Source organism: Yoonia sp. SS1-5, from assembly GCF_038443705.2.
GTDB lineage: Bacteria > Pseudomonadota > Alphaproteobacteria > Rhodobacterales > Rhodobacteraceae > Yoonia > Yoonia rhodophyticola.
Window position 1 is genome coordinate 1,257,305 of record NZ_CP151767.2, and the last position, 13,101, is coordinate 1,270,405.

Here is a 13,101-nt window from a genome sequence, read left to right on the forward strand (position 1 = left end):
ATGACCAAGCCGCACCGTCAAAACCTTTTTGTCTATAACGGCGGGTTTCTTACCCAGACCCGGGTGCGGCGCATTCTTGATCTGGCGGGCTTTGACATCAAGCTTGGTGCGCCCTCGGGTGATGACGCCGTTGGTGTGTGGGGGCAAAGTCCAACCGCACCAAGGGGCGAGAAGGTCGCCGATCGCCGCAATGCGCCCGTCATAAGGGTTGAGGATGCATTTTTGCGATCCGTCGGCCTGGGACGTGATGGCGATTTGCCGCTTGGCTTGCAGATCGACAGGCACGGCGTGCATTTTGACCCCGCACAGCCATCTGATCTGGAACTGCTGCTGACCGAAGACCCGCTTGACGACACCGCGCTTCTCAATCGGGCGCGGCACGGGATATCCGCGCTGCGATCGCTACATCTGTCAAAATACAATGCTTTTGATCCAGATCTGCCCACCCCAAAGCCAGGCTATGTTCTGGTCATTGACCAGACGCGCAAAGACGCCTCTGTCAAGGCCAGCGGCGCTGACAGCAACAGCTTTCGCGAGATGCTATACTACGCACAAACCGAACATCCCGGCGCCCCAATCCTGATCAAGACCCATCCGGAAACCACAGCTGGTCACCGCGAGGGGTATTTTGGCCCCGATGACGCAACCGCCCGGATCAGCCTGTCGGACGCGCCCCTATCCCCTTGGGCCCTTTTTGAAGGGGCTATCGCGGTTTACACGGTCAGCTCTCAGATGGGTTTTGAGGCTATTCTGGCGGGTCACAAACCAGTGGTCTTTGGCCAGCCATTCTATATTGGCTGGGGGCTGACGGATGATCGCAAGCCCCTGCAACGCCGCCAACGTCGATTGACGCGCGCGCAGTTATTTGCGGCGGCGATGATCCTGTACCCCACCTGGTACGACCCATATCACGACAGGCTTTGCAGCTTTGAAGAGGTGGTGGCGACGCTGGGTGCAATGGCCCGCGCGGCCCGAGATGACTATCGTGGCTGGGTCGCGTCGGATATAAGCCTTTGGAAACGCAAAACATTCCAAAAGGCCTTTGGAAAACCACGGCCGGTCCTGTTCGCAAAACCGGACGATGCGCAAGCCAAGGCGCAATCGCTTGACCGGCGGATCATGCAATGGGCCAGCAAGGCGGGCGCGGCATCGGCGGCGGATGTGCTGGTCGAGGATGGGTTTTTGCGGTCAAAGGGGCTGGGGGCGGATTTGATCGCGCCACTTAGCCTCGTGCTGGATAGACAGGGCATCTACTATGATGCGACACGGCCCAGTGATCTGGAAACGATGATCAAGGCCCGCGCTGACCTGGATGAGGGCGCACATGCACGCGCAACCGCGCTGATCGACCGGATCAGGCACGCCCGGCTTTCAAAATACAACCCGTCAGATAAGCAGACGCAAATCTCGCTGCCCCAAGGGCGGCGTATTCTTGTGCCGGGACAGGTCGAGGATGATGCCTCCATCCGGTTAGGCACCACCGATGTGACGACCAATGCCGAACTGTTGCAAACCGTCAGAGAGGCGAACCCGGCCGCCGTGGTGGTCTACAAACCACACCCGGATGTCGAGGCAGGGCTGCGCCCCGGCGCCGTGACGGACCCGTCCGAATGGGCCGACCATGTTCTTAGCAACGCCGATCCCATCGCAGCGATCGCAGCGGTTGATGAAATCTGGACAATGACATCCCTGCTTGGGTTCGAGGCGTTGATCCACGGCAAGCGCGTGACCTGTCTTGGCACGCCGTTCTATGCCGGTTGGGGACTGACCGATGACCGAAGCATGCCAGTCACCCGGCGCGACGTCCGCGTTGATCTGGCCGCATTGGTCCATGCAACACTGATCGACTATCCGCGCTATTTTGATCCGGTCACGGGGCTGCCCTGCCCCGTCGAAGTGATTGCCGACAGGCTGGAACATGGCGATTTGCCCCACCCCGGCCCATTCAATCGCAGCCTTGCCAAACTGCAAGGCGCATTGGCAAGCTACGCCTGGCTTTGGCGCCAGTCCAAGACCTGATCCAGATCAGGCCGGGTCCAGACATGCATGATGTCCGGGCCCATTTGCTGCACCCGGTCCAGACGGAACCGCGGGCTTCGTGCCAGTTGGTCCACCCCCATGGCGCCAAGGCCGGGGATCCCTTCCGCACCGATGATCATCCCGGCGTTGAAAACGACCAGTTCATCAACCAGCTCCGCTGCCAGCAGGGCCGCCCCCAACATACCACCGCCTTCGCAAAAGACCCTTGTGATACCTTGGGCGGCCAACGCCGCCAGGGCCGATGCCGGGTCCACCTGCCCTGCAGCAACATCGCATGGCAGGCTGACAGCACCCCGGGCGGTCCAGGCGCTGACATCGGCGCCGGCCTGATGGCACAGATAGACTGGCGGGGTCGCCCCATCACGCAGCATTTTTGCATTTTCAGGCAACCGGCCCTCGCGTGAAATGACAACCCGCGCTGGTTGCCGTGTGATCCCCAGATCGCGGACGGTCAGCGATGGGTCATCCGCCCGGACAGTACCCGCCCCAACCATCACGGCATCGTGCCGGGCGCGCATCATGTGGACTGCGCGGCGGGCCTGCGGGCCGGTAATCCACTGGCTTTCGCCTGCTGCAGTGGCAATTCGCCCGTCCAGACTACAGGCCAGTTTCAGCGTCACGAAGGGACGATCACGGGTCACACGCAACAAAAACCCGGCAAGATCACGGCGGGCGACCCGGTCATGCACGCCCCGCTCAACAGCGACACCTGCGGCACGCAACATCGCCTCGCCCTTGCCCGCAACGCGCGGGTCAGGATCGGCGGTAGCAATGACAACGCGTTTGACGCCTGCGGCAATCAACGCCTCCGCGCAGGGCGGGGTCTGACCATGATGCGCGCAAGGTTCGAGTGTGACATAGGCTGTCGACCCGGCGGCCGTCGTCCCGGCCTGCGCCAATGCGACAGTTTCTGCATGTGGGCGGCCACCATCCGCCGTGTGTCCGCGACCGACAATCCGGTCGTCCTTCACAATAACACAGCCAACCTGTGGATTGGGCCAGACGCGCCCCTGACCGCGCCGGCCCAGCGCCAGCGCCAGCGCCATATATCGCGCGTCAGACTGCGCGGTCACTCGTCAGCCGGCTGATCCGGGCGCAATTCACTGACAAATTTGTCAAAATCATCAGCAGCCTGGAAATTTTTGTAAACACTGGCAAAGCGGACATAGGCAACAGTGTCGATCCGGGCCAGGCTTTCCATAACGATTTCACCAATCGTGCCCGACGGAATATCTGTTTCGCCCATGCTTTCCAGACGGCGGACAATCCCACTGATCATCTGGTCCATACGCTCGGGTTCGACAGGGCGTTTTTGCAGGGCAATCCGGATAGAGCGTTCCAGCTTTGGCCGGTCGAAATCTTCGCGGCGTCCGTTGGACTTGATCACAACCAAATCACGCAGCTGGACCCGTTCATAAGTGGTGAAACGGCCGCCACAGGCCGGGCAGAACCGACGGCGCCTGATCGCCACATGATCCTCTGCGGGGCGCGAATCTTTTACCTGTGTGTCAACATTTCCGCAAAAAGGGCAACGCATGTCCGGTCCTTCATGTCTAGTTATGGGGTCTACGCCCCATTTATCCACAGGCACTATAGGAACCCCGACAGGTTTTGGGTAGAGGGCAAATCACATCGCAAGATAAGGGACCGAAAGAGCTGCCATCACCCTGCTGATCTGCCGGGCGGATGCCGTGCTTCAATCCGGCCGCATATGAGCCACAACCGACCGACGATGTGGCCTGTCCCGGTGTTCAAAAAGGTAGATGCCTTGCCAGGTGCCCAGCATCAAAGCGCCGTCTTGAACCGGAATGCTTAAATGCGTGGGCAGCAAAGCGGCCTTGATATGCGCGGGCATATCATCTGGACCTTCATAGGTATGCGTCAGGTACGCCATCGACGGATCGGTCGTTGGGGGCACCAGCCGGGCAAAGAAGTTCTGCAAATCGGTCTGGACCTCTGGATCCGCATTCTCTTGGATCAAAAGACTTGCCGAACTGTGCTGCACAAATAGCGTCAGCAAACCCGACCCTGTCGCCCATTCGGCGACGTCACCGGTGAAGGAATATAGGCCCGGGCCGTTTGTGGAGATTTCAAACCGCGTCTGCATGGCGCGGTTTTGCGGTGTTTCAGTTGCCAGAGCAACCCTGCATTGATGGATGCATCACCGGCAATCCGAACGTTGCTGCCATTTGTGGGCTTAACCGCGGCAAGCAGGCCTCGGCCACGCGCATGTCGGATGCCTGATTGGTGGTCACACTTTCAACAGTCGTCACCGCATAAGCGCTGGCTGTCTGCGCGGTCACGAGTGCCGCAGAAAATATAGTAGCTGAAAAAATAATCTTAAACATATCACGACCCTGAACAATCTACCGGCAAAAGCCTAGAACAACCAATGCGGAACTGAACTAAAGAATAGTCAATTTGTTCAGAGTTGACCCGCAAAAAGTTAACTCAGGGTTAATCAATCATGAAGCTGCTGGGACGTTCTGTGCCAAATGGCACAGTTGTGGAATGTTTATTCGGCGCAGGCCAGTGCCATGGCAGCCGGCTGCGACGCCGTGGCGGGTAGCGCCAGGATCGCGACGAGTTCTGGCGCAATCGGGCCATCACAAACCTCGGCCGCGTCGGCAATCTGGTTACCGGTCAGCACGATATCCGTCAGTTTTACCGCAGGTTCGGTGCTGTAAGCCTGCGCAGCGGGGGCGAGTGCGATGCTCAAAACAACGGATGCGAAGCTCATTGATAGACGGGTCATGGGTTTGTCCTTTCTGATGTAGAAGGACTTAGCCCTGTTTATTCACGTTTCCAATCTGCTGAAACGCGATGTCACATGATCGTAAACGCACATGAGCACGGCGTGATAAGGGCCGATACGGCCCTCAACACATGAAACAGCTCTATTGATCGAGGAACGACCGTAGCTTGCGCGACCGGCTGGGGTGCTTGAGCTTGCGCAGCGCCTTGGCCTCAATCTGGCGAATACGCTCACGCGTTACGCTGAACTGCTGACCCACTTCTTCAAGCGTATGATCGGTATTCATCCCGATCCCGAACCGCATCCGCAAAACCCGTTCCTCGCGCGGGGTCAACGATGCCAAGACGCGGGTTGTGGTCTCTTTCAGGTTCTCCTGGATCGCGCTGTCCAGCGGCAGGATCGCATTCTTGTCCTCGATGAAATCGCCAAGCTGGCTGTCTTCCTCGTCCCCGATCGGGGTTTCGAGCGAGATCGGCTCTTTCGCGATCTTCATGACCTTGCGGACTTTCTCCAAAGGCATTTGCAGCTTTTCTGCCAATTCCTCGGGCGTCGGTTCACGGCCGATTTCATGCAGCATCTGCCGACCGGTGCGCACCAGCTTGTTGATCGTTTCGATCATATGGACAGGAATACGGATCGTCCGCGCCTGATCGGCAATCGACCGGGTGATCGCCTGACGGATCCACCATGTCGCATAGGTGCTGAACTTGTAGCCGCGACGATATTCAAATTTGTCCACGGCCTTCATCAAGCCGATATTCCCTTCCTGGATCAAGTCAAGGAATTGCAGGCCACGGTTGGTATATTTCTTGGCGATGGAGATCACGAGCCGCAGGTTCGCTTCGACCATTTCCTTCTTGGCCTGACGGGCCTCTTTCTCGCCCTTTTGAACCTGCTGGACGATGCGACGGAATTCGGTGATATCAACGCCCACATATTGGCCGACCTGCGCCATGTCGCCGCGTAAATCCTCGATCTTGTCCGTCGATTTCTCGATCAGCATCTGCCAACCACGACCGGACTTTTCTGACATTTCCTCCAGCCAGTTTGGATCAAGTTCGCGACCGCGATAGGCGTCGATGAATTCACGACGGTTGATGCGGGCCTGATCGGCAAGCTTCACCATGGCGCTATCAATCGACATGATGCGGCGGTTGATGCCGTAAAGCTGGTCAATCAACGCCTCGATACGATTGTTATGCAGGTGAAGCGAATTCACCAACTCCACGATTTCGGCGCGCAGTTTCTGATATTTGCCTTCCGCCTTGTCAGAGAATGACGAATCCTCGTTCAGCGTCGCGGACATCCGCGCATCTTGCATGTCAGACAGCGTGGCAAAGTCGCGCGCGATGATTTCCAGTGTTTCCAGAACGCGTGGCTTTAGCGCGGCTTCCATGGCGGCGAGCGACATGTTGGCCTGATCATCGTCGTCGTCGTCGTCATCCTTGGTGATCGGATTGCCGTCGGCGTCCAGCTCTTGTGTTTCTTCTTTTTTCTCGGGGGTCTCGGTGGCGACAGGGGCGACAACGGTTTCCTCTTCACCATCCTCGCCCATCTGGTTACCGAACGTCGTCTCAAGGTCGATAACATCGCGCAGCAAAATGTCTTCGGACAACAATTCATCGCGCCAGATGGTGATCGCCTGGAATGTCAGCGGGCTTTCGCAAAGCCCAAGGATCATCGTATTGCGGCCAGCCTCGATCCGTTTGGCGATCGCAATTTCACCTTCACGCGACAAAAGCTCGACCGAGCCCATTTCGCGCAGATACATCCGAACCGGATCATCCGTCCGGTCAAGCTTCTCAGCTTCGGCGCCGCCGATTGCCACATCGCGCGAGCCCGAGACAGTGGCCACCTGCGTGTTGCCCTGCGGCTCTTCGCTTTCTTCGCTTTCTTCTTCTTCGGTGACCTGAATGCCCATTTCGGACAGCATCGACATGACGTCTTCGATCTGGTCAGACGATACCTGATCAGGCGGCAGCACCGCGTTCAGCTGATCGTAGGTGATGTAGCCGCGCTCGCGCGCCTCGGCGATCATCTTTTTGACAGCGGCCTGGCTCATATCCAGGCTCATATCACCGTCCTGGTCGCCGTCTTTCCGATCGTCGTTGTCTTTCGCAGCCATCCAGAAGGTCCCCTTAAAAACGGTCGTGTCGTACCCAATGTGATTCGGGTGATTCGATTTCAGACGAATCAATCCTGCATCGGGCTGATTCGCAAGCAGGTCGCCTTTATTTTCTAAGCGATGTTGCTTGATTTAAGATTTAGGGCGCTGCGCCCCTTTACCAAAGTTTATCTGTTCCAGCAGCGAATCCAGCGCATTGCGTTCGTCTTTCTTCATGCGCGCGCCGTTTGCGCCCAATTCGTATTCCGCCTTGTCTTCGTTGTCGCCGCGCCCCGCCTGATCCAGCAGTGCCGCCGCTTGCCGCAGACGGTGGGTCAAACCCTCATCAGGCACGCCACCAAGGTCCTCGACCGCATCTTCGATTTCGCGCGCATGCCCTTGCCGCGCCGTCAGTTTCGCAAATTCTTCTGCCAGGCACATGCGCACGACATCTGGCTCGCTTGCGCGACGCACACCCGGACTGATGCTGACATGGTTGTGTCCCATCACCCTTTCAAGGGGGTCTGGTCCCAATTCCTGAACAACCGCCGCAGACAGGTCCGTTGCGCCAAGATGCCGCAGTAATGCGCGCTGTATGTCCTGATGCGCCGGATCGCGGCATTCCATCCGCTCCAGCGCGCTTTCAAATTCGGGGGCGACCTGCGGGGCCGCGATCAATATCGCCAAAATGACAGCCTCGCGCAGGTGATCTTCTGCCGATGCCCCTGCCCCGAGGGCTGACGCCTTGCTTGTTGCAACCGGGCTGATTTCGCGTTTCCACGCCTCCATCCGACTGTTGGGTGCCCAACCGCCACCGCCGGATTTACGCGGTGCGGGTTTGCGCCCGCTGAACAGTTGCCAGCGCAGATCCTTGATCGCCTGTCCGTAATGGGAACGAATTGACGGATCCGCGATCAGCTTGATCTTGTCGCGCAGCGCCTTGTCCAGCGCGGCCTTGCGTTCGGGACTGTCAAAGGATTTGCCATCTGTTTCGCGCTGCCAGAGCAGTTGAACCATGGGAATGGCCCGATCCAGCAGCTTTTGCATCGCGCCCACCCCTTGCGCCTTGAGAACATCATCGGGGTCCATCCCTTCGGGCATCAAGGCAAATCGCAATGACTGCCCGGCCTCCAGCAAGGGCAGCGCGATGTCGATGACCCGCATGGCCGCACGCAAGCCCGCAGTGTCACCGTCAAGTGCGATGATCGGTTCCGGCGCGATACGCCACAGCAGGCGCAACTGATCTTCGGTAATCGCCGTGCCCAGCGGTGCAACTGCGGCGCCAAAACCTGCCTCGGACATGGCAATGACGTCCATGTACCCCTCGGCCACGACCAAGGGGTAGCCTTTGCCAGCCGCCTCGCGCGCGGGGCCGTGATTGAAAAGGCTGCGGCCTTTATCGAAAAGCGGGGTTTCCGGCGAGTTGTAGTATTTGGCCGGGTGGTTGGGGTCCATGGCCCGGCCACCAAAACCGATGGCCCGACCGCGGGCGTCCCGGATGGGGAACATGATCCGCCCCCGGAACCGGTCATAGGGTGGGCCACCACGGTCGCTTTCGGCGGCGATGCCCGCATCCATCACCAGCTTTTGATCAATGCCCTTGCCCGTCAGATGCGCGAGCGCGCCCCCATTTGCCGGGGCAAAGCCGATTTCCCACCGCGCCTGCGCCGCAGGATCAAGGCCGCGCCGGGCCAGATAGTCCCGTGCCTCGGCGGCGGCGGCAGTTTGCAGCTGCAACCGGTGAAATTGCACGGCCTGTTCCATCACCTCAATCAGCTGCGCACGCCGATCTGCCTTTTGCTGGGCTTGCGGGTCGCGTTCAGGCACGGGCATGCCCGCCTCACCAGCCAGAATTTTGACCGCTTCCATGAAATCCACGTTTTCCGTCTCGCGGACAAAGGAAATGGCATCCCCTTTGGCGTGGCAGCCAAAGCAGTAATAATAGCCCTTCCGGTCATCGACGTGAAAGCTGGCGGTCTTTTCCTGATGGAAAGGGCATGGCGCCCAAAGGTCGCCCTTGCCCTGATTTGATTTGCGGGTATCCCAGATCACCTTGCGGCCAACCACCTGCCCCAGGGACAGGCGGCCGCGCAATTCATCTAAAAATCCGGGTGGCAGGCTCATAGCGCGATATCATCTGATAAAAGGCGGGCGCCCACAACCGGCCCCCGCCGCTTCTTTGCAGATTATCCGCCGCTACAGGCCCTTTGCGCGGTAGCTATCGGCAACTTTCCTGATGGACACCAGGTAAGCGGCGGTGCGCAGATCCTGAACATCCGCGCGGCTGTGCCAAACCTCGCGCATTGCCTGATAGGCAGCACGCATCGTGTCGTCCAACCCCGAGCGGACCAGTTCCAGCTCGCCCGCGCCACGCAGATAGCGCTCTTTGAAATTGGGGCTAAGTTCCCAGCCAAGCTGCTTGTCAGCCGATAACCGTTCCAGCTCATCAACAACAAGCTGGTGGCGGCTTTCCTCGGCCCGGCGCTGCATGCGGCCAAACCGGATATGGGACAGGTTCTTGACCCACTCAAAATAGGACACCGTGACGCCGCCAGCATTGGCATACATGTCAGGAATGATGATGCATCCCTTTGCCCGCAATATGTCATCTGCCCCGGCAGTGACCGGGCCGTTGGCCGCCTCGATGATAAGCTTGGCCTTGATCCGGTCGGCATTGGACAGGTTGATCACCCCCTCAAGTGCGGCCGGGATCATGATGTCGCACTCTGCCTCCAGCAAGGTGGCCCCGTCCGTGTGGTGATTGGCATCGGGAAAGCCTGTGACGCCGCCATGCTTGACGATCCAGGCGCGGACGGCCTCAACATCCAGACCGTCCTCGTTATGCAGGGCCCCATCACGTTCGATGATGCCGGTGATGATGGCGCCATCTTCCTCTGACAGGAACTTGGCTGCATGGTAGCCGACATTGCCAAGGCCCTGAACAATAATACGTTTTCCGGCCAACTTGCCGCTTAGCCCCGCCTTGGCGATATCCTCGGGATAGCGAAAGAACTCCTGCAGCGCATATTGCACACCACGCCCGGTTGCCTCGACCCGGCCGGCGATGCCACCGGCATTTGGGGGCTTTCCCGTGACGCAGGCCGCACCATTGATATCGGTGGTGTTCATGCGCTTGTACTGATCGGCAATCCACGCCATTTCGCGTTCCCCGGTTCCCATATCCGGGGCCGGCACGTTCTGGGCCGGGTTGATCAGGTCGCGCTTGATCAGCTCATAGGCAAAGCGGCGGGTGATCAGCTCCATCTCATGCTCGTCCCAATCGCGCGGATCAATGCAAAGCCCGCCCTTGGAGCCGCCGAAAGGGGCCTCAACCAAGGCGCATTTATATGTCATCAAGGCGGCCAGCGCCTCGACCTCGTCCTGATGCACGTTGGGCGCAAAGCGAATGCCGCCCTTGACCGGTTCCATATGTTCGGAATGGACAGATCGGTACCCGGTGAAGGTATGGATCGCGCCGCGCAGCCGGACACCAAACCGCACGGTATAGGTCGCGTTACAGACCCGGATTTTCTCCTCCAGGCCCGGGCTAAGATCCATCAAGGCCACGGCCCGGTTGAACATCATATCCACAGATTCGCGGAAACTTGGCTCTTTGATGCTTTCAAGTGCAGTCATTATTGGGTCCCTCCCGGACGGACATACGCTAAACGGTTGTCAGGGCGCGCGCGCCCCTGTCATCACTTTAGCGGCGATTCGGTTAAACAGGCGAAAAACAATCAAAATGTCGCAAAAACGCCCGAAAACCGGTCGATGATGCCACCAAGAACATGCCGCAAGGTCAGCCCGTTGTTTCGAATGAGGGAACAGTAAGAGGTGCTTACGCCGAATGTGCCGCAGGTAGGCCAAATTGTAGAGAATGGGCAGCAGTTTCGCCCCAATTTCGCCACAGCAAGGTGATTAATCTTTTCCTCGGGGATGTGTGTGTGCCAAATCTTTGGTGCCACTAATCGCGTAATGACGCCACCGGAGATGTGACGAATGCCAAAATTGAAGGCCCTTGCGAAGAATTTTCAAGCGCGGAAAGCTGCCATGCGTTCCGAAATTTTGCGAAAATTTGGCCGTGAAGAAGACGGGAGCGTTATCGTTCTGACGATCGTGCTTCTGATCATCATGCTGGTGCTTGGTGGCATGGCCGTCGACTTCATGCGTTTTGAATCGCGCCGCGCCCTGCTGCAAAGTGTGTCCGACCGCGCGGTTCTGGCCGCTGCCGAACTTGACCAGCAGCTTGATGCGAAAGAGGTCGTCAAAGACTATTTCAAGAAAGCCGGTTTCGAAAACACGATTGTTGGCGAGCCAACTGTTGGCGGCGATGGCGTAAATTCGCGGTCTGTCGGTGTCGAAGCCAAATTGGACATCGAAACATTCTACCTGCGCTTCCTTGGTATTGGCGAATTGGCAGCCCCTGCAGTCTCGGGCGCGACCGAAGGTGTGGGCAACGTTGAAATCTCGCTGATCGTCGATGTATCCGGTTCGATGTACAGTGTTGTGACTGGCGAGAGCGTCCGCAAAATCGACCGGCTGCAAGAGGCCGCGACATCGTTCATCGACCAGCTGCTTGTTGATGAATATGACGGCCAGGTCTCGGTCTCGCTTGTGCCCTATTCAGAACATGTGAGCGTCGGCCCTGAAATCTTCTCGGCCATTGGTGCGTCCAAGGTGACGTACACTGACGATCCCGATCCCGCCACTGGCACGTCCGATTATTACACAGCTAATGACGTGTATTGCGTTGAGATCCCAAAGGATGAGTACTCTACAACGACATTCAATCCGGCCGCGTCTTACACGCAAGTTCGCACCTGGCAGTCAAACCAGTTCGGCTTTGGCGGTTGGGAAGGCACCCCCGGGACACGTGATTACACGAATGGCGTCCTTGATCAGCCACTTTGCCCCAATGACGTCAACGAGCGTATCATCGCGATCAGCGACAACAAAACCGATCTGACAACTGCAATCGCGGGGCTGCGTCCGCGCGGTGGTACGTCGATCTTCCTGGGTATGAAATGGGGTGTTACCCTGCTTGATCCGTCGTTCCGTACGCAAGCTGCCGGTTTGACCTCGGTACCAAGCGAGTTCAAGAATACCCGTCCGTCCAATTATCCGCAGGACGATCCGAATAGCAGCGTTGCGAAATATGTTGTGCTGATGACAGACGGTCAGAACAGCTCCAGCAGCCGTATTGCATCCGAGCATTATGACAATGCTGAATATGCTGAATTGTGGAACACCTATAACTTCCCATTCATGTGGTACAACGCCAACTACCTGACCACAGATCTTGGGAACCAACTGCGCGCCCTGGAAGGGCAACCGTTTAACGGCGGCTATGGAACGGTGCGCGATGGTTTGATTGACCCGCTGGTTGAATATACCGAGGATGAAGGCGACCGCCTGCTGCAGAATATCTGCACAAAGGCCCGCGAACAGAACATCATCGTCTTCACGATTGCCATGGACGCGCAGCAGCACGGCCGGGACGAGATGAAGGAATGTGCATCCAAGCCTTCCGAACTCTACTACTTCGAGACAAGCGGCAAAGAGCTGGTAGCGATCTTTGACAAGATCGCCGAGCAGATCACAGACCTGAGGTTGAACCTGTAATGCGTAGCCTGAAAGTTTTTCAAAACCGGATCCGGGCGTTCTGCCGGGACGAATCCGGGGTTGCCAGTGTACAGTTTGTGATGGTCTTTCCGATTTTCATGCTGTTCTTCGGCATGACCTTCGAAAACGGTATCGTCTCCTTGCGGCATGTGATGCTGGAACGCGGTGTCGACATTGCGGTGCGCGACGTGCGGATCGGCCGGATGCCAAACCCGACACGGGAACTTCTCCGCTCCCGCATTTGTGATGTGGCACTGCTTATCCCAGATTGCGAAAACGCGCTGGAACTTGAGATGATCACCCGCGATCCGCGCAGCTGGCAGGCGATCCCCGCCAACGTTGCCTGCGTCGACCGCGGCGATCCAAGCAAGCCGAAGGCCCAGTTTACGCAAGGCGGCAACAACCAGTTGGTGTTCCTGCGCGCATGTGCCCGATTTGACCCGGTCATGCCGACCACCGGCCTTGGTAAAGTGATTGTGGAAGAAAATAATAGTTCAGCAGCCGGTGGATCCTATGCGCATGTCGCAACCTCGGCCTTTGTAGTGGAGCCATTCAGAAGAGATGATGACTAAACTTAGCA

General features: G+C 58.1%; 11 protein-coding genes. 3 read left to right on the forward strand and 8 right to left on the reverse strand.

The window, feature by feature from the left end:
- Positions 1 to 2,019: a capsular polysaccharide biosynthesis protein gene (locus AABB31_RS07855; protein ID WP_342078667.1), complete on the forward strand. Its 2,019-nt coding sequence runs from the start codon at positions 1 to 3 to the stop codon at positions 2,017 to 2,019.
- On the opposite strand, the gene ribD is transcribed toward AABB31_RS07855, so the two are convergent.
- The 8 genes from ribD to AABB31_RS07895 all read right to left on the reverse strand — a co-directional run bounded on the left by ribD (position 1,986) and on the right by AABB31_RS07895 (position 10,535).
- Positions 1,986 to 3,113 carry a bifunctional diaminohydroxyphosphoribosylaminopyrimidine deaminase/5-amino-6-(5-phosphoribosylamino)uracil reductase RibD gene (gene ribD, locus AABB31_RS07860; RefSeq protein WP_342078666.1) on the reverse strand — a complete coding sequence of 376 codons (1,128 nt, stop codon included), beginning with the start codon at positions 3,111 to 3,113 and terminating at the stop codon, positions 1,986 to 1,988. The genes AABB31_RS07855 and ribD overlap by 34 nt on opposite strands.
- Positions 3,110 to 3,577, reverse strand: coding sequence for a transcriptional regulator NrdR (gene nrdR / locus AABB31_RS07865; protein ID WP_342078665.1), 468 nt, complete (start codon positions 3,575 to 3,577; stop codon positions 3,110 to 3,112). The genes ribD and nrdR overlap by 4 nt, the downstream gene beginning before the upstream one ends.
- Positions 3,578 to 3,736: 159 nt before the next feature.
- On the reverse strand, positions 3,737 to 4,147 hold the full coding sequence (locus tag AABB31_RS07870) for a secondary thiamine-phosphate synthase enzyme YjbQ (RefSeq protein WP_342078664.1): 411 nt from the start codon (positions 4,145 to 4,147) through the stop codon (positions 3,737 to 3,739).
- Between the two features lie 19 nt (positions 4,148 to 4,166).
- Positions 4,167 to 4,388 carry a hypothetical protein gene (locus AABB31_RS07875; protein ID WP_342078663.1) on the reverse strand — a complete coding sequence of 74 codons (222 nt, stop codon included), beginning with the start codon at positions 4,386 to 4,388 and terminating at the stop codon, positions 4,167 to 4,169.
- 167 nt (positions 4,389 to 4,555) lie between these two features.
- Positions 4,556 to 4,795, reverse strand: a complete 240-nt coding sequence (locus AABB31_RS07880) for a hypothetical protein (protein WP_342078662.1) — start codon at positions 4,793 to 4,795, stop codon at positions 4,556 to 4,558.
- A 142-nt stretch (positions 4,796 to 4,937) separates the two neighbouring features.
- A complete protein-coding gene (gene rpoD, locus AABB31_RS07885) occupies positions 4,938 to 6,920 on the reverse strand; it encodes an RNA polymerase sigma factor RpoD (protein WP_373635605.1) in 1,983 nt (660 codons plus the stop codon).
- A 132-nt stretch (positions 6,921 to 7,052) separates the two neighbouring features.
- A complete protein-coding gene (dnaG, locus tag AABB31_RS07890; protein ID WP_373635606.1) occupies positions 7,053 to 9,023 on the reverse strand; it encodes a DNA primase in 1,971 nt (656 codons plus the stop codon).
- A gap of 72 nt (positions 9,024 to 9,095) precedes the next feature.
- A complete protein-coding gene (locus AABB31_RS07895) occupies positions 9,096 to 10,535 on the reverse strand; it encodes a Glu/Leu/Phe/Val dehydrogenase (protein ID WP_342078661.1) in 1,440 nt (479 codons plus the stop codon).
- A gap of 414 nt (positions 10,536 to 10,949) precedes the next feature.
- On the opposite strand from AABB31_RS07895, the gene AABB31_RS07900 reads away from it, so the two are divergent.
- Positions 10,950 to 12,521 (forward strand): pilus assembly protein TadG-related protein, encoded by a 1,572-nt coding sequence (locus tag AABB31_RS07900; protein ID WP_342078660.1) that lies wholly within the window; start codon positions 10,950 to 10,952, stop codon positions 12,519 to 12,521.
- Positions 12,521 to 13,093, forward strand: a complete 573-nt coding sequence (locus AABB31_RS07905) for a TadE/TadG family type IV pilus assembly protein (RefSeq protein WP_342078659.1) — start codon at positions 12,521 to 12,523, stop codon at positions 13,091 to 13,093. Before AABB31_RS07900 ends, AABB31_RS07905 begins: the two co-directional genes overlap by 1 nt.
- The last annotated feature ends 8 nt before the right edge of the window (positions 13,094 to 13,101 follow it).